Origin of the sequence: Thermoanaerobacter siderophilus SR4, assembly GCF_000262445.1 — a bacterium.
Taxonomy (GTDB): Bacteria; Bacillota; Thermoanaerobacteria; order Thermoanaerobacterales; family Thermoanaerobacteraceae; genus Thermoanaerobacter; species Thermoanaerobacter ethanolicus.
In genome coordinates this window covers 592,184-613,765 of sequence record NZ_CM001486.1, presented here as the reverse complement: position 1 = coordinate 613,765, position 21,582 = coordinate 592,184, and the positions used below count along the sequence as shown (strand labels likewise).

15 protein-coding genes, 1 tRNA gene, 3 pseudogenes and 1 riboswitch are annotated in these 21,582 nt (G+C 32.2%); of the genes and pseudogenes, 14 read left to right on the top strand and 5 right to left on the bottom strand.

Annotation, left to right across the window (positions count from 1 at the left end):
* A pseudogene (locus THESIDRAFT1_RS02910) lies at positions 1-937 on the bottom strand (transposase); the annotation flags it as partial.
* Between the two features lie 297 nt (positions 938-1,234).
* Between THESIDRAFT1_RS02910 and THESIDRAFT1_RS02905 the strand changes: the two are divergent.
* The 7 genes from THESIDRAFT1_RS02905 to THESIDRAFT1_RS02880 are packed head-to-tail and all read left to right on the top strand — an operon-like array spanning position 1,235 to position 9,402.
* Positions 1,235-3,085: an MBL fold metallo-hydrolase gene (locus THESIDRAFT1_RS02905; RefSeq protein ID WP_006569498.1), complete on the top strand. Its 1,851-nt coding sequence runs from the start codon at positions 1,235-1,237 to the stop codon at positions 3,083-3,085.
* Between the two features lie 10 nt (positions 3,086-3,095).
* Complete coding sequence (locus THESIDRAFT1_RS02900; RefSeq protein WP_006569497.1) at positions 3,096-4,676, top strand: Hsp70 family protein; 1,581 nt, start codon at positions 3,096-3,098, stop codon at positions 4,674-4,676.
* The gene (locus THESIDRAFT1_RS02895) at positions 4,666-6,243 is read left to right on the top strand and encodes a HEAT repeat domain-containing protein (protein WP_006569496.1); all 1,578 of its coding nucleotides are present in this window, start codon (positions 4,666-4,668) and stop codon (positions 6,241-6,243) included. The genes THESIDRAFT1_RS02900 and THESIDRAFT1_RS02895 overlap by 11 nt, the downstream gene beginning before the upstream one ends.
* A 12-nt stretch (positions 6,244-6,255) precedes the next feature.
* On the top strand, positions 6,256-6,387 hold the full coding sequence (locus THESIDRAFT1_RS14530; protein ID WP_279625018.1) for a hypothetical protein: 132 nt from the start codon (positions 6,256-6,258) through the stop codon (positions 6,385-6,387).
* Entirely contained in the window at positions 6,384-7,205 is an 822-nt protein-coding gene (locus tag THESIDRAFT1_RS02890; RefSeq protein WP_244262731.1) for a hypothetical protein, read from the top strand. The genes THESIDRAFT1_RS14530 and THESIDRAFT1_RS02890 overlap by 4 nt, the downstream gene beginning before the upstream one ends.
* 11 nt (positions 7,206-7,216) lie before the next feature.
* On the top strand, positions 7,217-8,677 hold the full coding sequence (locus tag THESIDRAFT1_RS02885) for a hypothetical protein (protein WP_006569494.1): 1,461 nt from the start codon (positions 7,217-7,219) through the stop codon (positions 8,675-8,677).
* 23 nt (positions 8,678-8,700) lie between these two features.
* Entirely contained in the window at positions 8,701-9,402 is a 702-nt protein-coding gene (locus THESIDRAFT1_RS02880; RefSeq protein ID WP_006569493.1) for a TIGR01906 family membrane protein, read from the top strand.
* A gap of 13 nt (positions 9,403-9,415) precedes the next feature.
* On the opposite strand, the pseudogene THESIDRAFT1_RS02875 reads toward THESIDRAFT1_RS02880, so the two are convergent.
* Positions 9,416-10,949 (bottom strand): annotated as a pseudogene (locus tag THESIDRAFT1_RS02875) (ATP-dependent metallopeptidase FtsH/Yme1/Tma family protein).
* A 132-nt stretch (positions 10,950-11,081) separates the two neighbouring features.
* On the opposite strand from THESIDRAFT1_RS02875, the gene THESIDRAFT1_RS02870 reads away from it, so the two are divergent.
* Positions 11,082-12,065, top strand: a complete 984-nt coding sequence (locus THESIDRAFT1_RS02870; protein WP_003869444.1) for an acyl-CoA dehydratase activase — start codon at positions 11,082-11,084, stop codon at positions 12,063-12,065.
* 37 nt (positions 12,066-12,102) lie between these two features.
* Here THESIDRAFT1_RS02870 and THESIDRAFT1_RS02865 read toward each other — a convergent pair whose 3' ends face one another.
* Positions 12,103-13,728 carry a peptide ABC transporter substrate-binding protein gene (locus tag THESIDRAFT1_RS02865; RefSeq protein WP_006569491.1) on the bottom strand — a complete coding sequence of 542 codons (1,626 nt, stop codon included), beginning with the start codon at positions 13,726-13,728 and terminating at the stop codon, positions 12,103-12,105.
* Between the two features lie 202 nt (positions 13,729-13,930).
* Here THESIDRAFT1_RS02865 and THESIDRAFT1_RS14720 point away from each other — a divergent pair.
* From THESIDRAFT1_RS14720 to THESIDRAFT1_RS02850, 3 genes and pseudogenes are all read left to right on the top strand, one after another.
* Positions 13,931-15,684, top strand: a pseudogene (locus THESIDRAFT1_RS14720) (cell division FtsA domain-containing protein).
* A 118-nt stretch (positions 15,685-15,802) separates the two neighbouring features.
* Positions 15,803-16,309, top strand: coding sequence for a hypothetical protein (locus THESIDRAFT1_RS02855; protein WP_006569489.1), 507 nt, complete (start codon positions 15,803-15,805; stop codon positions 16,307-16,309).
* A gap of 82 nt (positions 16,310-16,391) precedes the next feature.
* On the top strand, positions 16,392-17,072 hold the full coding sequence (locus THESIDRAFT1_RS02850) for an HAD family hydrolase (protein ID WP_003869440.1): 681 nt from the start codon (positions 16,392-16,394) through the stop codon (positions 17,070-17,072).
* A 9-nt stretch (positions 17,073-17,081) separates the two neighbouring features.
* On the opposite strand, the gene THESIDRAFT1_RS02845 is transcribed toward THESIDRAFT1_RS02850, so the two are convergent.
* A tRNA-Arg gene (locus THESIDRAFT1_RS02845) sits at positions 17,082-17,157 on the bottom strand.
* Between the two features lie 117 nt (positions 17,158-17,274).
* On the opposite strand from THESIDRAFT1_RS02845, the gene THESIDRAFT1_RS02840 reads away from it, so the two are divergent.
* A complete protein-coding gene (locus THESIDRAFT1_RS02840) occupies positions 17,275-17,883 on the top strand; it encodes a 50S ribosomal protein L25/general stress protein Ctc (protein ID WP_006569488.1) in 609 nt (202 codons plus the stop codon).
* 29 nt (positions 17,884-17,912) lie between these two features.
* On the opposite strand, the gene lysA is transcribed toward THESIDRAFT1_RS02840, so the two are convergent.
* Entirely contained in the window at positions 17,913-19,250 is a 1,338-nt protein-coding gene (lysA, locus tag THESIDRAFT1_RS02835) for a diaminopimelate decarboxylase (RefSeq protein WP_004400501.1), read from the bottom strand.
* Positions 19,251-19,372: 122 nt separating this feature from the next.
* Positions 19,373-19,562: riboswitch (Lysine riboswitch) on the bottom strand.
* Positions 19,563-19,694: 132 nt separating this feature from the next.
* Here lysA and THESIDRAFT1_RS02830 point away from each other — a divergent pair.
* Positions 19,695-20,150, top strand: a complete 456-nt coding sequence (locus tag THESIDRAFT1_RS02830) for a hypothetical protein (protein WP_006569487.1) — start codon at positions 19,695-19,697, stop codon at positions 20,148-20,150.
* A 234-nt stretch (positions 20,151-20,384) separates the two neighbouring features.
* On the top strand, positions 20,385-21,509 hold the full coding sequence (locus tag THESIDRAFT1_RS02825; RefSeq protein ID WP_006569486.1) for an ABC transporter ATP-binding protein: 1,125 nt from the start codon (positions 20,385-20,387) through the stop codon (positions 21,507-21,509).
* Positions 21,510-21,582: the final 73 nt, after the last annotated feature.

Sequence of the window (21,582 nt, the reverse complement as noted above, 5' to 3'; positions counted from 1 at the left end):
TTAGAATTACAGAACTTGCAAACAAATTTTGCTTAATAAAACCATCAAAATATTGCTTGCCATCTTTAAGCATTTTAATACCCGCTTCACAGACCATATAACCATCATCAGTCAGAGGGGGATTTTTAGAATTACGCTTGTTAAGAGGAATAAAGCAATGACCGTGGAGAATATTTCTAACATAATTATAAAGTTTCTTAACATCATAGCCTTTATCAGCAATAAAATTAACATACTTAAGGTTAAACCACTTATTAGTCTTCTCAAGCAAAGATAAAGCGGCTTCAAAATCAGGGGCATCAGCGGGGGTAGTAGTTTCAGCGATGGGTAAACCAGAGATAGCATCAACAATAATGTGATTTTTATAGCCCCAATAAAACTTATAGCGTTTATTAGAAGAATCATTAGAAGCAGAATAAACGCCTAATTTACAATCCTTATCTGACTTAGGCTGATTATCTTTAGAGAATTTATTTTTAGAAAAAGACTTAGGGTTATTTAACTTAGTGTTAGCTTTAATAGGGGTAGAGTCCATGGAAATAAACTCACCGGAGATAATACCCATATTTTTGAGGATATTGACCTGATTTTGAAAAATAGAGGTCAAATAATCATGAGAGAAGTCATTAATAAAACGGCGAAAAGTCCAATAAGAAGGAAGAGGTTTAGAAATGTCGAAGCCACAAAGATGAGCAATGATAAGATTATTGCGGAGATAATCTAAAAGATCAGAAATTGTGCCGAATCTTTCAGCTTTCATGACAATAAAAGCTCTAAAAAGTGCATGATGAGAATAACCCTTACGGCCAGGACTAGAGGAAGGGAATTCAGGTATTGAAGACAGGTCAAGATTTTCAAACATAGAAGAATAGAAATCAATTTTAGACTGAGAGGTAAAGAGTTCAGGTATATTTAAAAGCAATTGAAGCTGGTACATGTAGGATTTCCTCCTTCTTAAAAAATTTTTTATAGTGTATATATAATAATTCGACAAATGGGAGGGGAAATCCTACATAAAAGATAAAAAATTCAAGAGTGATAGGAAAAAAGTATGTCTGTAGAATGGCTTAAATGAAGCCTTCTGAATTTTGCACAAGTCTAAAATAAAAACATAAGGAGGTGATGGAATACGTCATTTTTAAATATTTATGATGTATACGATAACAACCTAAAAGAATTTATAGAAAGGGAGGATTATATAAATGCTTATTGGTATGTTTTTCAGCAAAAAAGTTTGGTAAAGAAATTGGACAAAAAATTATATGAATATTTGCTGTTGTGGCAGATAATACTTGAAATTTATATAGGTATTCCTGAAGAAGCAAAAGAGCATTTTCTTGAGCTAAAAAGCGAATTAGAAATTGATGAACATAATTTAGCTTTGTTTATAAAAAGTGTGATTCTTTTAGATTTGGCAGAAGAATCTTTAAAAACAAAAAATCTTTTTGAAGCATTAATGAATTATACTGGGGAAAACCAATGGATAAAATTTTATTTATTGTTACTTTCTTTTAAAAATAAAAGAAGGATTTTAGAAGTTTTGGAAGAATTACTTTATATAGAGAAAAAAGTAGAAGATAAATTGTTACTGCCTAAAATATATGGGCTTATAGCTGAAATATACGAAGAAATTGGTGAAATAAAAGGGCACCAATTCTTAGATAAAGCTTATAAATTAAATCCTCAAGATTTATATATATTGCGGCTAAAATTAAAATATGGCCTTATTAGTGAAGAAGAAAAACAAAATCTTAAACTTTATCGTTTGTTTCCAGAAGATTCGAAATTAATAAATGAGTATTACCATAAAACCAGAAAAAATTTTAACTCCATCCATAACTTTAAATTTTTTTGTTGGGGAGGGGATAATATTGGTGCTAGCTCTTATTTGGTATCCTATGAGGGAATAAATATTTTACTAGATGCGGGAGCTTTGATTAAGGATAAAACCTTATATTACAATTCTATAAAAAATTTACCTATAGATATTAAAGATATTGATTTGGTAATTATTACTCATGCTCATTTAGACCATTCTGGGGGAATTGTAGAATTATTAAGAAAAGGTTTAAACTCTCCGATTATAATGTCAAGACCTACTAAAGAAATTTTGAAGCAAATATTTTTGCGGGGACATACAAAATTGGAGGTAAAAATAGAAGAAGAGACTACAAATTTTGACAGTCAGATTATAAGTTTTGATACAGAAGAAGAAAGTAGTTTTAGAATAAAAAATAAAGAAGTAAAACTTAAGTTATTTCCTGCGGGGCATATTTTAGGGGCTGTAGCTGTGTATCTTGAGATTGAGGGGATAAAAATTTTTTATACAGGTGATTTTACATTAAAAGATGTGGAAAGCAATAAAGGACTTAGATTTCTTCCCGATTTAAAAGTAGATATTTTAATATCTGAAGCTACTTATGGTTACGGCAATAACTTTGGTGTCCAAAATAAGTATTTACAGGATAAATTGATACTTAAGTCGATAGAAAAGCTATTAAAAGATGAAGAGAGAATACTTTTACCTGTATATGCTATTGGTAAAGGGCAAGACCTATTATTATTTTTTAGAAAAACTTTTTCATATATTCCTTTTAATGTGTATGTAGATGGAGATATAGCATATTTTAGTAAATTATATGAAAATTTTGCTGGGCCCATATATGGAAATGGAATACTAAATGTGGCTGAAAATACTTTATACACTGATAGAAAAGATTTTATAAAAAAGGAAATAGCCCTAGGCAATTGCGTGATTCTCGCCAGTTCAAATGACTTAAAAGAGGGAAGTGCATCTTTTATATATGCTTCTGAAATAAAAAATTTTTCAAATGGCTGTATTATGAATCTCGATACTAATAATAGAGAAATTGAAGGTTTAAAAAATTATCAAATTGGAATGTTAAATCATGCAAATATGGTAGACCTATTAGAAACAGTTATAAAGATGGCTCCATCTGCTGTTTTTGTAATTCACAGGGGATACGAAAGTAAGAGTGAAATAAATATAGAAACAATTTTAAAAAGAATTGAAGGAATAAAAGTTTTTGCACCAAAAGAAGGAGAAATAATAGAACTTCAATAGGGGGGAGTTTATGAAAAGATATGTAGGAATAGATTTGGGTACTACGAATACGGTTGCATCAATTTTGGAAATATCTCAAGAAGGGGAATTACTGCCTCGGGTCATAGATATTGGACAGTTTAATGAAGACTATGAATATATTTATGATAAAATATTACCTTCTTGTTTATATGTAGATAAAAGTGGAAATCAGTATGTGGGTAGAATAGCACAGTCTATGAAAGTTAAGGAACCGGAGAGAGTTATTTATAACAGTAAAAATTATATAGGAACGTCAGGTTATTTTTGGGAAATTGATAGAAAACTTTTTTCACCAGAAGAAGTGGCAGCTTTAATATTAAAGGAAGCTAAACAGAGCTTGGAGAGAGAAATTGGTGAAGAAGTAGTAAATGCAGTTATAACTGTGCCAGCCTCCTTTAATCATGACCAAATTCGAGCAACAAAAAAAGCTGCAAAAATGGCAGGATTTGATGAACAAAATACTTATTTTATTTCTGAGCCTACAGCAGCACTTCTTGATTTTATAAATACTGAAAAGAAATTGCCACAAAACAAAAGACATTTAGATTTTTTGCGGCCGAGAAAAATGTTGGTATTCGATTTGGGAGGAGGCACTTGTGATGTCTCGATATTAGAAGTCCAAATGACGGATAAGGACTTCATTGTAGAAGAAATAGCCATTTCTTCTCATACTCTAGTAGGAGGAATAAATTTTGATTTAATGGGCAGTATTTATCTTTTAGAAAAATGTTCGAAGGAAATGGGGGATTTATTTGATAGTGAAAATGAAAAAAGGCGTGTATATAACAGAATGGTTTGCGAGATGGAAAAGGCAAGAAAATTTTTTAGTATTTCAGTGGGAGAAGAAGTAATATATGAAAATATTATAGAAAATTTTATAAAAGGGAAACCTTATAAGTTTAAAATATCTAATAAGGAATATGAGGAGTGTATAAGACCTCTATTGGTTAAAGAAGGAAACATGGGATATAATGTCGTAGACCCTATTTTAGATACTTTGGAAAAAGCGGGGCTTATGATTCAAGATATAGATGATGTACTTTTGACAGGAGGTATGAGCAATTATAAGCCTGTGCGAAATACAATAGAAAAATTATTTATGAAAAAAGCTCTAATAAGTTTACACCCTATGTTTTCGGTTGCGAGGGGAGCAGCAATCTACCACTATTTAAGCGAAAAACTGGATAAAGGAAATAACAATATCAAAATTGAGCCTGTTTTGGCTTCCAACATATACATTGATATAAAGAATGGGTTACCTTTTTTGATTGTTTCACAAGGTACAAAGGCACCTTATGAAAGAGAGTATGACAAGATTTTAAGAGTAACTAATGCTACGGGGATGCGCTTGGATGTATTTTCAGGAAAAAATATATGGGACCCAAAGATGAAGCGCTTAAAAAGTCTTCAATTAAATTTTTCAGAGTTAATAAAACCTGGCACGCCTATTTCTCTAAAAGTAAGTTTTGATAGAAATAGGATTTTGACTTTGAGCGCATGGGTAATAGCTTCTACGGAGCAAAGAGTCCAAGTGGCTATTGACGAGGAGAGTGAAAACTATGAGCATTGACTGGAAAGAGTTGCTTTTGGAGAATAAAGATTTTTTTATAGATGTTTCAAAAGAGGCGATGGATGATGGAATGGAATATTTGGGAGCAAAAAGGCTGAAAGATAAAGATAAAAACTTTAAAAGAGAACTATTTAAATATTATATTAGCGAAACTAATGCAAAACTTATTGGAGAAAAAATTCAATTGCTGTCTACTCTTAACCAATCTGCCCTAACTTCTTTAGAAAAAGACATTGTTGAATTAGGGAGAAATATTTTATCAGAAGGGCAAAATCCAATTGAGATGATAGTATATAGTGCAAAAGCTTTGGATTTAAGACAAGAGGAAATTTTTAAAAGAATGGTGAGAATTCTCAAAAATATATCAAATAACAGCTTAGAGGCCCGCGATGCTCTTATCACTATTTTGCAAGAATGGGAATGGGAAGAACAAATTAAACTTGTCCTTCAAACGCTTAGAGAAATAAAAGAAATAAGGGCTTATGAGCAATTAATTACACTTTTAGAAAATGATAATTTAAAGGAAATAGCAGCAGAAACTCTTATAGAATTGGGAGAGAAAAAATGCATTCCTCATATATTGAATATGGTTAATTCTCTTAATGGATTTAATAGCAGAGAAAGAAATTTTGCTTTTAGAATTTTAACAAAGCTTACTGTGCTAGGAGATGAGGCAGTAAAGCAGATAATAGAAAAATATTTGGACAATGAAAATAGCAGCTTGAATATTGTATATTCTAATGTTATAGCGAATCTAAAGGAAAAGGCAGTTGAAAATATTGCAGAGTTGCTATATGAGGAGAGATATAGTCAAAAAGCTGCGATAACATTAGGGAAAATGAGGACGAGCATTGCTACAGAGTATTTACTTAAGGCTTATTATGATCCTAGCGTAGAAAACAAAATGAATATAGTAATTGGGTTAGGGTATACGAAAGATGAAAGATGTGCAAATATAATGTTGGAAATTTTGAAAGAAGAAAATCAATCGTTAGAGTTAAAGGCTTGTGCTATTACTTCTTTAGCAAATTTGCGAATATTAGAAGCAAAACCTATGATAAAACAGTTTTTAGAAAATAATTATTTGGCTATTAATGCTTATTCGGCTTTGGTTCAGTTGGGAGAGATAAAATATTTAAGTAATTTATTCTATTATATTGTAAAACCAGGTTTTTCTGTAGAGGAATTATTAAATGCAATAAAAGAAATTAAAAGATTGAAGGGGCTTAGGAACAGTGACATAAATAGGCAAATTGCGGAAGGGATAAAGTATATTATTAAAAATGATGATGGTTATGCTTGTATAAACGCTTTAAAAATAATAGAAACAAATCTCGACGAGGAAATAGCACAAGAATTAATACAAAAATTAAAAAACACTGCAAAGGAAGAAATACAGTATTTGATTTATAAAATTTTAGGCAAAAATGCGAAAGGATTAAAAAATATAATTGATGAAAAAATATTTAGTGATGCAATGGAAAGCAATAGTGCTAGGATTAGGTATTTAGCACAAAAAATCGTTGAAGAGAACTATAAAAAAACAGACAAGCTCATTAAAATGTGAGAAGGTGAAAATATGTTGGAATTTAAAAATTTGACAGAAAAGAAGTATATAGATATTTTTTTATCTACTCTTCCTTATGATGTGCTTATAAAACCTTTCAAAAAAATACTAATTTACAGAAAAAGTTGGCCGGTTTTCGATTGATAGAAAGTGCTTCTCCACCTAAAAAGATAATTCCAATTCTCAGAGAAGAGATTTTGAAAGGGAATATAGATGAGAAAATGTTTATAAAAGAATGGGAAAAAATTTACGAAGATTTGGCGAAGCAGATACAGCTTTTGACTCTTGAAAAAATAGAGGAGAAAGTACCAGAGCTTTTGAGTTTATATAAGCCAGAAGTTATTTTTTCCGCACTTCTATTTTCCAAAGGTGAGAGTTATAAAAAAATATTACAGGACTTATCAAATTTAATTGAAGGAGAAAAAGAAAAAATAGAAAAAAATATTGATGGGCAAGAGGGTAGTGATAAACCAGTAAAAATCAACAAAAAACTATTGAAAGAGATTGAAAAATTACAGGAAAAATTGATTCTGCAGGAAAAAAAGAATATAATGGAGATAGAAAGGCTTACTGAAAAAATAAAAGAGCAAGAAGGGGAAATTTTAAGCTATAAAAATAAAATTTCACAGTTAGAAAAGGAAAAAGAAACATTAGAGGAGAGAATAGAAAAAATTGGATTAGAGTTTGAAAAAAGAATGAGCAAGATTATTGAAAATGCTTCATCAAAAGAAAGACAAGCCGAAAATTTAAAAATCTCCGTGAATAGATTGCTAGTAGAAATCCAACAGCAAAAGATAGATTTTAACAATGTTTTGCTTGAAATAAAAGAAATTTTGACTAATATAGAAGAGAAAACAAATTTTTTGCTTGCCAACACTGTAGCTCAACTGGCTGTAACTAAGGAAGAACAAGAGTATTCTTTAGTAGAAGACCTGTCGCGAATGTTAAAGATAATTGACTGAGAGGTGTAACAATGCAACAAGATGAAGTAAGAGAATTGCGGGAACAACTCAATAAAATTCCGAAGACACCAAATGAGATTTCTTTGTTGTTAAAAAGAATAATAAAAAAACAAAAAGAAATAGTACAAATAATTAGCATTTTGGAGCTTTTTAATGAGACGGTGTATTTATACCATGTACTATTTAGGAAAAAAAATGTGGCAAATGCTTTGGCGTATTTGGATAAAGAAACACAAAACATTTTGGAGGTTGTTAAGAATATAGCAAATAATACAAAATATTTCAGCCTTATGGAAGAAAAAATGAAAGAAAATGTAGAAAAGACGATTAGAAAATATAAAGAGTATTTTGAAAATGCTATAGATGTTTTGTATGGGTATTATGTAGAATCGAGATATGTTAACGAAGTGGTAAGTGATAGAATAAGAGATTTCTTTTCTGAAGAATTGATAGATGAGGAAGAATTTTACGAAAGTGTTATTAATTTTATAAATGAGGTTGAAGAGGAAAAAGAAGAAAGGATAAAAGAAATAATATCCAGCATTCCTTTTGCTATGTCTAAAAAACGCTTTTATGAATATTTAACAAAGGGATTGGAGAAGGATTATCCAAATTATGAAGCTTTTTTGGAAAATGTAATAGATATAGAGGAAAATTTTTATGGAAAATTAATAGAAGGCTACGGCGAATTTTTCCCTCTTATTGCTAAGAAAATTGAGTACTTACAGTCACTGGATTTTAAAGAAATGACTCGGGAAGAAGTAGACGCGTACTTTAAAAAAAGTGTAGAGTTAATAAAAAGTATTCAAAGTCTAAGAGAGGTTTCTTTTTCTGTTTTAAAAATTATAAATAGACTATTGATAGTATTTTTGTCAGAAAATAAATTTGAAACTTTATTTAAAAAAGAGCCTTTTATTGTGGAGTATATGGATTTTTACAGCAAATTGAATAAAGATTCTTTAGATTACAAAGAAATAGAAAAAAACATCAAAAAATGTGATAATGTAATTTCTAATTGGTATTTTGAATTGTATAGGTATAATCTACTATTGGGAGAAATTGATTATTCTGGTTTAGATATTATGGAAATTATAGATGAGGGTATATTAGGAGACATTGAAACGCTTTCAGAGTACGAAAACTTGTTAAATGATACGAGTGAAGTAGTACTCGAGGGTGGTCAAATAGACGAAGAACCTATAGATATGGCTCTGATAAAAGGCGAAATAAAAAATGTCATTTCTTTAATTGAAGATATTTCAAGAAACATGAAAAATGAGTATAGAAAAGCGAGAATGAAAAGACTTATGGGAATTATTCCTGTACCTCAGAATTTTGAAAAAGAAGTCTTGCATTATATAAAAAACTCCATTGAGCTTGACAATTCACAGAGTAGAAAGTTATCTTTTATGCATACAGTAAAGAAAAAAATAGAACTTTACAATGATTTAAAAACCAAAAAATTTTTATGAAGCTATAATAAAAGGTGCAAAGGATGTTATTTAAAATGGTGAGGAAAACTATTGATGCCCTCCTTATTGGCGGGATGATGATTTCACTGCTTTTGGCTGTTTTGCTTAGTAGTTTGCAATATGTGGCTTTTAACGGTAATTTTTATAAAGAGGAATACGAAAAAAATGATGTAATGTCTGTAACTGGAATGAGTATCGATGAACTTATGAAAATAACCAAGATAATGCAGAGATATTTAATGGATAAAGAAGAGACTTTAGATGTAAGTGCAAAAATTAATGGCAGTATGCAGAGAATGTTTAATGATAGAGAATTAGCTCATATGAAAGATGTAAAAGATTTGTTTCAAATGGGTTTTTTAACAAGAAATATATCGATAATAGTTTTTATACTCATTTTTACATACTTTCTTTTTGCAAAATCCTTTTATAAAGCCTTCGATTATCTTTTAAAAGGTACAATATTTATAATAATTCTACTGTTGGCTTTTGCGTTGACGGTGACTTTGAATTTTGATAATTGGTTTACTGGTTTTCACCTTGTATTTTTTGACAATGATTTATGGCAATTAAACGCCGAAACAGATAGACTTATACAAATGTTTCCTTTAGAATTTTTTCAAGATGCTGTGTTTGTAATTTTCAGAAATGCTTTTTTTACTTTTATAGTTATACTTGCTATAGTATATGGGATACTAAAAATGACAAAAAAGCCTGTTTTTTAAATAGGCTTTTTTGTCATACGCATAAAGTATTTTCTTCTTCCCATAATGCTTCTAATTCTTCTTTTGTAATTGATTCTTTTTCTAAAAGCTTTTCGGCTATTGCAATAACTTTATGTTTATTTTCCAGCAATATTTTTTTGGCAAGTATATAACAGCTATTTATAATTTTGTCAATTTCTTTATCGACAATTTCTGTGGATTTTAACATGTGTAAGTCAAAAAACCCTGTTTCCCAATTCACTCATTCCATAATTGCAAACCATCTGATAGGCAATTTTCGTAGCTTCTTTTAAGTCATTTTCGGCTCCTGTTGAAATTTCATTGAATATTATTTCCTCAGAAGCTCTACCTCCTAAAAGCATGGTTATTTTATTTTTCAATTCTGTTTTTGTTAATAAAAAGGCATCGTCTTTAGGAAAGTTCAATACATATCCTAATGCTTCGCCTCGAGGAACGATTGAAATTTTTTCTATAGTATTTACGTTTAAAATTTTTCCAATAAGAGCGTGACCCGCTTCGTGGTACGCAGCAATAGTTTGTTCTTTTTCTAATACAGAAGGATTTTTCTTTTTAAGACCTGCAATTACGCGCTCTAACGCTTCTTCAAACTCTTCTTTTCCAATTTTACTTTTATTTTTCATCACAGCCAGTATTGCTGCTTCGTTGCACATAGTAGCCAGATGTGCGCCTGTCATACCATGAGTTTTTCGAGCTAATTCGGATAAAGAGACAGTTTCGTCAAGGGGTTTATTGCGGGTATGTACCTTTAATATTTCCAACCTTGCTTTCATATTAGGTGCTCCAATGTGTATAGTTCTATCGAATCTTCCAGGCCTCAGTAAAGCTTCGTCTAACATGTCAATTCTATTAGTTGCTCCTATGACTATAATCCCTTCGTTGCTATTAAAACCATCCATTTCTACCAACAGTTGATTTAAAGTTTGATCTTTTTCTGAATTGTTATCGGTGTTTCTCTTTGTTCCCACAGCATCTATCTCATCTATAAAAATAATACTGGGAGCGCTTTTTTTTGCTTTTGCGAAAAGAGCTCTTATGCGACTTGCACCTACTCCTACATATTTCTCTACAAATTCTGAACCGGAAGCACTTATAAAAGTAGAATTGGTTTCACCAGCTAATGCCGTAGCCAAAAGAGTTTTTCCTGTACCTGGTGGCCCGTAAAATAATATACCCTTAGGAATTTTCGCTCCCATTTTGTTGTACTTTTCTGTATTTGTCATAAAGTCGATTATAACTTTTAATTCATCGATCACTTCGTCTAAGCCTGCCACATCCTTAAAAGTGATATTGGTTTTTCGATGACTGGCATCTTCATTTGTCTCAGTGATATTGTTATAGTTTACAGGCATGAGCTCCGAAAATTTATTTTTAAATAGTAGGTAGGTTACAACAATTACTGCTGCTGTCAAGATAAAAGAAAGGTTGAGATTTAGATTTGGTTTTACTTCTGAGATAAAAATGTAAATAAAAAGTAAATTTATAAAGATAGAAAGCACCAAAATAACAATGTGTAAATTCTTTTTCATAATTTCTCGCCCCCACTTTTATTCTGAATGTAGTTTTTGCTTATTAATGCAATTTATTCGTTAATTGCAAGAGTATAAAAAATGATTTTAAAGGCAAAAATGTAAAATAAATGAACAATTAGGAGGTTAGATATGAAAGGTTACATGGGGATAGACGTAGGTTCTGTTAGTACTAATATTGCAGTAATTGATGAGAATAATAGAGTAGTAGATTCTGTTTACATAAGGACACAGGGTCAACCTATTAAAGCAGTTCAAAATGCTCTTCGCGAGATAAAAAATAAAATAGGAGATATGGTTATTAAAGGAGTAGGCACCACAGGGAGTGCAAGGCAATTGACTGGCTTAATGGTAGGGGCAGACATTGTCAAAAACGAAATTACTGCTCATGCTGTAGCAGCTTCCAATGTAATAAAGGATGTCAAAACGGTAATTGAAATAGGGGGACAAGACTCAAAGATCATAATTTTAAGAGATGGGGTAGTAGTAGATTTTGCAATGAATACAGTCTGTGCAGCAGGTACCGGTTCTTTTCTTGACCAGCAAGCATACCGGTTAAATATTCCCATCGAACAGTTTGGAGACATAGCCTTGCAATCTAAAAGTCCTGTCAGAATTGCGGGTAGATGTAGTGTTTTTGCAGAATCTGACATGATTCATAAGCAGCAGATGGGATATGCTCTTCCAGACATAATAAGTGGCTTGTGTGATGCCCTTGTTAGAAATTATCTAAATAATGTAGGGAAGGGAAAAGAAATAAAAGAGCCAATAGTGTTTCAAGGTGGTGTTGCCGCTAATAAGGGAATAAAGGCAGCATTTGAAAAGGCATTAGGGATGAAAGTATATGTGCCTGAACATTACGGAGTAATGGGAGCCATCGGGGCAGCAATATTGGCAAAAGAAGCAGTAAAAGAAAAAGGATATACTTCCTTTAAAGGCTTTGAAGTAAGTGACTTTAAATATAGAGCGGTAGGTTTTGAGTGTACTGCTTGCCCAAATCGATGCGAAGTCGTAGAGTTCATACAAGGAGATGAGGTAATTTCAAGATGGGGAGATAAGTGCGGCAGATGGTCTAACAGCACTAGCAAGAAAGTCCATGCAAATACAGCTAGTTAATTAATGGGAGGCAATATAAGCCTCCCAATTTTAAACCTTATTTTTCTATATATGTCCATTTCCAATCATTATCCACGCCAACTGCATGCCTTACAATTCCTTTTACGTAATCCTGCTGTACATAAGCAGTAGCTGAGAAAAACAGTGGAGAAATTGGCATATCTTCCATCAGAATTTCTTCAGCTTTTTTCATGTTTTCCATTCTTATTTCATTATTATTAGTACTTTTTGCTTCTGCAATTAACCTATCATATTCAGGATTTGAGTAAAAAACCCGATTTGGCTCGCCACTCGTTTCAGTGACCCACAGGTCCATAAAAGTCATTGGATCGTTGTAATCGGCTCCCCATCTTGTCAATATTACATCGAATTGTCCTTGTGAGTACATTTGCAATCTTATCTTAAATGGAACATTTTGCAGTTCTACATTTACACCTAGATTTTTTCTCCAAAACTCTTGAATTGCTTGAGATTCTCTTTTAGCTACATCTGTATCATCAGCTAACAGGACTATTTTAGGCAAAGTAGTTATGCCTAATTCTTTCATTCCTTTAACCAGTAATTCTTTTGCCTGTGCTACATCTTCTTTGAATAAATCTCCAACTTCTTTGCGGAACTCACCATTTTTCCCGGGAATGCCATAAGGTACAAATCCATAAGCAGGTATAGAGCCATCTTTTAAAATATTTTCTGTTAATTGCTTTCTATCGAGGGATAATCCGAAGGCTTTTCTTATATTTGCATTTTTAAACACCGGATTTTTTGTATTAAATGCTAAAAAGTAAGTAAAACCATTAGGATATATTTGAAGCTTGTCCTTATATTTTTCTACATAATCACCTGTAACAGTTATTACATCGTATTGACCTGTATCAAAATTTTGGGCTATAGTATTCATGTCTTTAACCATATCCATATAAATTTCATCTAATTTAACATTGTTTTTGTCCCAGTATTTATCATTTTTTACCAGGACAATATTTTGCTCATGATTCCATTCTTTTAATATGAAAGGACCACTGTATACAAGCGTATCAGGAGTTGTGGCTAATTTATCTCCTACTTTTTCTACAAAGGATTTTTCTAAAGGCAGATATGTTATAAAAGCCGTTAAGCTTAAGAAATAAGGAGTAGGAGCTTCTAAATCTACTTGCAATGTCTTGTCGTCTAATGCTTTTACTCCTACTTCATCAGCACTGACCTCACCAGCATTATATTTTTCTGCATTTTTTATTGGAAACATTATATAGGCATAATCCGATGCTGTTTTAGGATCTAATGCCCTTTTCCAAGAATATTCAAAATCATAGGCTGTTATGGGATTGCCATCGCTCCAATATATATTGTCTTTTAAATAGAAAGTGTAATGTAAACCATCTTCAGATATTTTCCAATCTTTAGCTAAACCTGAACCCTTCTGTGGTATTTCATCGGGGCCAAGCCTTACTAAACCTTCCAATACTGCATTAAGCACTTGAAAAGAAACTCCATCTGTTGAGGTTTGAGGATCTAAGCGAGGTGGCTCTTCACCGAGATTTAACCTTAGAACTTGTTTTTCTTTTGTTGAATTTGCTGTACTTTGCGCTGATTTACCACTGCATCCTGATAAAATAACAGATATAATAAAAATAAAAGTTAACAAAAAGATTACAACTTTTCGCATAAACCGTATTCCCCCATTCGTTTTTTGAAGATATTTTACTGCGAATAAACTTTTTGTGCAAGGGAATTATTTTTAAATTTTATTACAAAATTTTTATAACACTAAAAATGTTAATCTACATTAAACTTATTAAAAGCCCTTCCGAAATAATATGTAAAATTGTATAATAAAATTATAAAGTAATAATTTCGGGGGTTAAATGATGGATAACCGTGATATTATTTTTGCTCTTGACATTGGGACAAGGGTAGTTGTAGGGATAGTTGGAATTGAAAATAATGGGAAATTCCAAGTGCTTGCTGTTGAACAGATGGAACATGAAAGTAGGGCAATGTTTGATGGGCAAGTTCATGATATAGATAAAGTTGCTAATGTTGTTGAAAAAATAAAGAGAAGTCTTGAAGACTCTTTAAATATAAAATTGACAGAAGTATGTATTGCGGCGGCGGGAAGGTCTTTAAAGACTCAATCTGCGAGAGCGGAAAAAAATATTGATGAAGAGCACGAAATAACGGTAGAAGATATAGACAATCTCGAGTTGGAAGCTCTTGAGATTGCACAAAATTCCATTGTTTCTCAATCAGGGGTTACAAAATATCATACCGTCGGTTATACAGTATCCAATTATTACTTAAATAGTTTTCCTATTACCAATTTAAAAGGACATAAAGGCCGTGAAATAGCAGTAGAAATTTTAGCTACTTTTCTTCCTTACGATGTAGTAGAAGGGCTCTATGCTGCAGTAAAAAAAGCTGGGTTGGAAGTTTCATATATCACGTTAGAGCCTATAGCAGCAATAAATGTGGCAATTCCACCTGAAATTCGGATGTTGAATATAGCTCTTGTAGATATAGGAGCAGGTACTTCTGATATTGCTATATCAAAAGAAGGAAACATAATAGCATATTCTATGGTGCCTTATGCCGGTGATGAAATTACGGAATCAATTGCTACCCATTTCCTCACCGATTTTAATACTGCTGAGAAAATAAAAAAAGCACAAAAAAAGAAATCAAATTTAAAGACGTGTTAAATATAGAGCACAAAATAACAAAAGAAGAAGTAATGGAAATTATAGCGCCACAAGTTAAAGTTTTGGCGCAAAAGATATGCAGCGAAATTATAAAATATAATGGTAAAAGCCCTTCTGCGGTTTTTTTAGTCGGTGGCAGTAGTAATCTTCCTAATTTGCCTGAAGAAATAGCATCTATATTGAATTTACCTATAAATAGAGTATCTGTACGAGATATAAAATCAGTAGAAATTTTAGATTACAAAGGGAAGACGTTAAAAGGCCCTGAAAGCATAACTCCAATAGGAATAGCTTACTCTGCAATGATAAATAAGAGAAAGGACTTTATAAAAGTTTCTATTGACAATGAAACAATAAAGATTTTTAACATAAAAAATCCCACGGTAATGGATGCTTTAGTTGCTATAAACTATGACTCTAAAAATTTAATTGTACAAAATGGCAAAGATTTAGTTTTCAATCTTAACGGCCAAAGAATCGTTGTTAAAGGTGAAGAAGGAACACCTCCCAAAATATATGTAAATGATTCATTAGCAAATTTAAAAACTCCTATAAAGGATGGAGACGAAATAACAATTATAAAAGGTCAAAAAGGGCAAGATGCTACAATAACTGCTGGTGAACTACTAAAGCAGCAAAAAGGGAAAATAATTTTTGTAAATGATTCAAAAGTGGACCAAAATTATGTTATAAAAAATGGGGATGAGATAGTTATAAAAGAAGATTTAACAAGTTTTGTTGTAACAGTAAATGGGAAAGAAGTAGTGTTAAAGGGGAAAGAAGAGTATCTGTTTGTAGACGTATTTAATTTTATAGATTTGAAACTGGATAATAACAAAGTGCCAGAAATGAAACTTAATGGAAGGCGTGCCTCCTATACAGATATATTGAAGCCAGGAGATAATATTGAAATTGAAATATAAAAGTAGGTGAAGTCTCCGCTTTTAAAAGGGTGGAGACTTTAATTTTATTCGCTTTTAAATATATAAAGTTGTGGAATTTTGACATTGCTGATATAATTAAGGGAGAGGTGAAAAGAGAATGGATGTATTTATCGAAAAATTAGTCAAAAAACAAAAAACTTCGAAGGATACTCTATTTAGTATTGGTGTTGTGGTGGCTACATTAATTATTGTGTTTGGCGTGATACCTTTAATACCAATAGTTAGAAATTTCTTGATTTTCTTTTTGCTTTTGTTTGGCTATTTAGCGTATTACTTAATAAGGTCGAGAAACATTGAGTTTGAGTATTCACTTACAAACAGTGATTTGGATGTGGATAAAATAATTGACCAAAAAAGAAGGAAACATGTTGTAAGCGTTGATTGTAGAGATTTTGAAATCATGGCAAGGGTTAATACTGACAAGTTCACAGAAGACATAAAAGCTATTAAAAATCGAATTGAAGCGGTAAGTTCTATGTCTTCTCCTGATGTATATTTTGCAGTTTTTGAAGATAAAGGGATAAAAACTGTTTTGTTTTTTGAGCCAAATGAAAAGATGATAGAGACTATAGGAAGATATATACCAAGAAAACTTTTCAAATAAGTGAAGAGGTAGTTTAAGAATGAAATAAGAGTTAGAACTTTTGGAGATAAATAACTAACAACTTTGCAAGGGGTTGATATAAGTGATTAAAGCAATTATCTTTGACATGGACGGTGTAATTATTGACAGTGAGCCAATACACATTAAATTAGAAGAGGAATTATTCAAAAGTTTAGGAGTAGAGATAAGTGAAGACGAACATTTGACATTTGTAGGGACTTCTTCTTATTACATGTGGAGGAAAATTAAAGAAAGATTTAATCTTTCTCAAAGCGTAGAAGAGCTTGTAGAAGTAGATAGAAAAAGGTATTTAGAGCATGTCTTGAAAACAGGCGAAATAATTCCTATAGAAGGTATAACAGAGACGGTAAAAAAGCTTTTTGAGAAAGAGTATAAATTAGCTGTTGCTTCTTCCTCTCCTATAGATGTGATAGAATTAGTTGTGAAAAAGTTGGGAATTGATAAATGCTTTGAGGTGCTTGTATCTGGAGACTATGTAAAAAATAGCAAACCAGCACCAGATATATTTTTATATACAGCAGACAAATTAAAAGTAAAACCCCATGAGTGTGTTGTAATTGAGGATTCATATAATGGAGTTTATGGTGCTAAAAAAGCAGGGATGAAAGTGATAGGTTTTAAAAATCCTAATTCCGGAAATCAGGACTTATCAGAAGCTGATTTTATTATAAGTTCTTTAGGAGAAGAATTATTAGAAATTATAGATGAATTAAACAATGATGGAAGATGTTGTAAAAACTAATAAAATAAATGGTGCGCCTGACAGGAATCGAACCTGCGACCTCTCGGTCCGGAGCCGAACGCTCTATCCGCTGAGCTACAGGCGCACACTTTACACATAAAAGTTTACTATGAAAAAATTAACCTGTCAAATGGATTTGATATTTATTAAACGTAGTGGTAAAATAATATTTGGAAACAATAAGCAAAAGGAGGAGTGACAGATGCAAGCAATCAGTATCGAAGCTATAAAAAGAGATACTGGTAAAAATGCAGCTCGCTGTTTGAAAAATCAAGGCTATATTCCTGCTATTTTATATGGCAAGGGTATGGCGGAGAGCATTCCTTTGGCAGTGGAATATAACGCGCTTCAAAGGTTGCTACAAAAACATGGAAGGAATGTCCTCCTCAATGTGATTGTGGATGGTTCTACTCATAATGCGGTTATTAAAGAAATTCAAGAAGATACTTTGAAAGGGAAAATAATTCATGTGGATTTCCAAAGAGTGTCAATGTATGAAGAAATTGAAGCTACTGTTCCGTTGAAATTTGAGGGAATAGGCCTTATTGAAAGTAGAGGTGGAATTGTACAGCATCAACTTTGGGAGTTGACAGTGGAAAGCTTACCCGACAAAATTCCTCAAGAAATTGTTGTGGATTTAAGCAATTTAGAGATTGGAGATACACTTTTTGTAAAAGATATACAAGTTCCTGAGGGAGTAAAAGTTGTAGATGACCCTGATGAGATTGTAGTTTCTGTATTGGCACCGAGAGAAAGTGAAGAAGAAGAGGCAGAAGAAGAGGCTACTGAAACAGCAAAAGAAAGTGAATAATAAAAAAGAGAGGTTATCCCTCTCTTTTTTTAATAATTAGCGATTTTTCTCTTTTCATTGGTTAGCCTTTCTGGGATTATATCATTTCGGATTAAGTCTTCATAAGTTTCTCGCGCAACGATTATGTCAGCCTGACCATTAGATACGAGTACTGCAGCAGGACGAGGTAACCTGTTATAATTGCTGGCCATCGAATAATTGTAAGCACCTGTACACAGCACTGCTAAAATATCTCCTTCTTCAATTTTAGGTAGGGTAATATCCCAAATTAGCATATCACCTGATTCGCAAAGCTTTCCTGCTATTGATACTTTTTCTGATTTTATATTCTTAGCTTTATTAGCTACAATAGCATCATATTTTGCTCCATATAAAGCGGTACGTATATTATCAGACATTCCTCCATCTACTGCTACGTATTTTCTAACACCTGGTATGTCTTTAATTGCTCCTACTGTGTAAAGAGTAGTTCCAGCATTTCCTATTATAGAACGACCTGGCTCTACAATTATGTTTGGCATTTTTATATTTAAAGCAACGGAATATTCCTTTACTGCTTGCATTATTTCTTGTGCTATTTGTTCGATTGGCTGGGGATCGTCCTCTTCTACATATGCTATTCCAAAACCTCCACCTAAATCTAGTTCCCCTACTTCCCAACCTAAAAATTCTTTTACTAATTTTAAGAAATTCATCATAATTTCTATTTCAGCTTTATAAGATTCTGCATCAAAAATCTGAGAACCGATATGAGAATGTAGACCTACTATATTTACATTTTCCAAAGTTAAAGCATATTCTATGGCTCTCATTGCGTCTCCATTAAAAAGAGGGAAGCCAAATTTTGAATCTATTTGTCCTGTTTTTACATATTGGTGAGTATGAGCTTCTACACCAGGAGATACTCTTATATAAATATTAGGAACTTTATTCATCTTTTTTGCCAAGTCATTTAACATATTTAGTTCAAACCAATTATCTACAATGATTCTCCCAATGTTATTTTCTAATGCCATTATAAGTTCTTCTTTCGATTTATTGTTGCCGTGAAAGTATATTTTTTCAGCAGGGAATCCTGCTTTTAACGCAGTATATAATTCTCCACCAGAAACGACATCAAGACCCAAGTTTTCTTCTTCAATTATTTTGCATATTGCCATTGTCATGAAAGCTTTGCTGGCATAAATCACTTCATTTCCTGGATAATCTTTTTTAAAGCCATTGTAAAATGCTCTACAATTTTGTCTTAAGAGCTCTTCATCTATTACATAAAGCGGTGTACCAAACTTTTTTGCAAGAGTTACAGTATCGCAACCACCTATTTCCAAATGACCCTTTGAATTTATTTTCATTGTCCCATGCAACATTCTATCAACCTCATTTACTTTAATAATTTAAATTATGAAACTAAAAACAAAATAAAATACAGCTAAGTATTACCTCAGCTGCCTATTTTGCACATAGACATGGTAATACCTCCTTCCCCCTATAGCGAGATAGCTCTTCACTGAAGGCTCGGGAAACCTCCAGTGACAGTCCTATACCTATTCGGCATAGGCCCAGCTGCGTAAACTTTAAGGAATTTACGCGCTTCGGCGAGCATCCCTTTCATATACCTTCATCGGCCCTTAAATACCTCTGGTATACTACTCTTGATGACCCGCGCCTCTACCTCACCTTCCAAGAAGATGAGGTATTGTTATTCAATTTTTTTATTATAATATCATTTATGAAAACAGCTGTCAATAGATTTTCAAAAAATTTTTTATTAGAGATTAAAAAATGGGTAAACTAAATAAGAGGTGGTATAAGTGCCATGGATAATAACTTTCGTAGTTTCATGGATTATTTTATTTTTATTAGTTGATTGGAGGTATATAAAATATACTGTATGGGGAGGCCTATTAGCTTTAAGCTTTCAACTTGTTGTAGATGAAATTGCAATTGGTCTTAATCTTTACGATTTTTCTAATGTTGTTATTAGGATCTTTGATTCAAGTTTATTTTTTACTTTAGGTGCGCCTTTTTGCATAGGGGTATTGTATGCACAAACATATCCTAAAAATAATATTTTGCGCCTTATAGATGTGATTATTTCAGCCGCATTATTTTTTATAATGGAATATTCATTAGTGCATATAGGGGCACTAAAGTATCTTCACTGGCACTATTTATATAGTCTAATTATAGACGTGGTAGCACTTTTGGCCTTAGGGAATCTCATCACTATTTTTAAATTGTCCCCCTGGATGAGGAGGGGGAAATAGTGAAACTATATGTTTTTTGGAGTTTGATTGCTATTGATGGAGTATTAGTGTTCTTGTGGTTTAATTTTTTAAATAAAATTCAAAAAAAAGAGGGTTAAAGAAAAAAATACCTACTATTGTAGATATATTGTACAAAAATTTGTGCTAAATATCATATTTATTGACGATAGTAAAGAAGAAGAAATAGTATTATAATAAAAACATCAAACGTTTTCTAATAGGGGGAATCTAAAAATGGCTGATGTTGTACTCAAACATGTTTACAAAGTCTATCCAGGCGGTGTTACCGCAGTTAAAGATTTTAATCTAGAAATTCAGGACAAAGAGTTTATAGTATTGGTTGGACCTTCTGGCTGTGGTAAAACTACAACATTGAGAATGATAGCAGGGCTTGAGGAAATATCTCAAGGCGAACTTTATATTGATGGCAAACTTGTGAATGACGTGCCACCAAAAGATAGGGATATCGCAATGGTATTCCAAAACTATGCTCTTTATCCTCATATGACAGTGTATGACAATATGGCTTTTGGTCTTAAACTTAGAAAGGTTCCAAGAGCGGAAATTGATAGAAAAGTAAAAGAAGCAGCTCGAATTTTAGGATTGGAAGAATATTTAAACAGGAAACCAAAAGCTTTGTCAGGTGGACAAAGACAGAGGGTTGCATTGGGGCGTGCTATTGTCCGCAATCCAAAAGTATTCTTGATGGATGAACCTTTGTCCAACTTAGATGCAAAATTGAGAGTACAAATGAGAACCGAGCTGGCTAAACTACACGATAGATTGCAGACGACTTTCATATATGTTACCCACGACCAAACAGAAGCTATGACAATGGGTACAAGAATAGTAGTTATGAAGGATGGAGTTATTCAGCAAGTAGATAAACCTCAGACTATTTATGATTATCCAAATAATTTATTTGTTGCTGGATTTATTGGAAGTCCTCAAATGAACTTTATTGATGCAAGATTAGAGAATAAGAATGGCAAAGTATATGCTACTTTTAAGGGATTCAGCGTTTTGGTGCCAGAAGGGATTTTAAAGAGATTAAAAGATCCAAGCTACGTTGGAAAAGAAATTGTGCTAGGAATAAGGCCAGAAGATTTGCATGACGAAGAAGTGTTCTTGGAAGCATATCCAGAGGCTGTAGTCGAAGCAAAAGTAGAAGTTACAGAGCTAATGGGTCCAGAGACATTTCTATATTTGGATGTGAATGGTGTTTCATTGACAGCAAGAGTAGATCCAAGAACAAGAGCAAAAGCAGGAGACGTAATTAAAATAGGATTTGATATAAATAAATTGCACATGTTTGACAAAGAAACAGAAATGACAATTTTGAATAGAGTAATAAGCTAAAAGGCGGTTATTCCGCCTTTTATTTTTTGTGTCAAAATACCACATAAATTTACATTTGCCTATTATTTCTTCT

Bases quoted from the DNA above. Each gene is read 5' to 3' on its own strand.
- THESIDRAFT1_RS02900 (WP_006569497.1), top strand. From the start codon at position 3,096: ATGAAAAGATATGTAGGAATAGATTTGGGTACTACGAATACGGTTGCA.
- THESIDRAFT1_RS02895 (WP_006569496.1), top strand. From the start codon at position 4,666: ATGAGCATTGACTGGAAAGAGTTGCTTTTGGAGAATAAAGATTTTTTT.
- THESIDRAFT1_RS14530 (WP_279625018.1), top strand. From the start codon at position 6,256: ATGTTGGAATTTAAAAATTTGACAGAAAAGAAGTATATAGATATTTTT.
- THESIDRAFT1_RS02885 (WP_006569494.1), top strand. From the start codon at position 7,217: ATGCAACAAGATGAAGTAAGAGAATTGCGGGAACAACTCAATAAAATT.
- THESIDRAFT1_RS02880 (WP_006569493.1), top strand. From the start codon at position 8,701: ATGTTATTTAAAATGGTGAGGAAAACTATTGATGCCCTCCTTATTGGC.
- THESIDRAFT1_RS02870 (WP_003869444.1), top strand. From the start codon at position 11,082: ATGAAAGGTTACATGGGGATAGACGTAGGTTCTGTTAGTACTAATATT.
- THESIDRAFT1_RS02865 (WP_006569491.1), bottom strand. From the start codon at position 13,728: ATGCGAAAAGTTGTAATCTTTTTGTTAACTTTTATTTTTATTATATCT.
- THESIDRAFT1_RS02855 (WP_006569489.1), top strand. From the start codon at position 15,803: ATGGATGTATTTATCGAAAAATTAGTCAAAAAACAAAAAACTTCGAAG.
- THESIDRAFT1_RS02840 (WP_006569488.1), top strand. From the start codon at position 17,275: ATGCAAGCAATCAGTATCGAAGCTATAAAAAGAGATACTGGTAAAAAT.
- lysA (WP_004400501.1), bottom strand. From the start codon at position 19,250: ATGTTGCATGGGACAATGAAAATAAATTCAAAGGGTCATTTGGAAATA.
- THESIDRAFT1_RS02825 (WP_006569486.1), top strand. From the start codon at position 20,385: ATGGCTGATGTTGTACTCAAACATGTTTACAAAGTCTATCCAGGCGGT.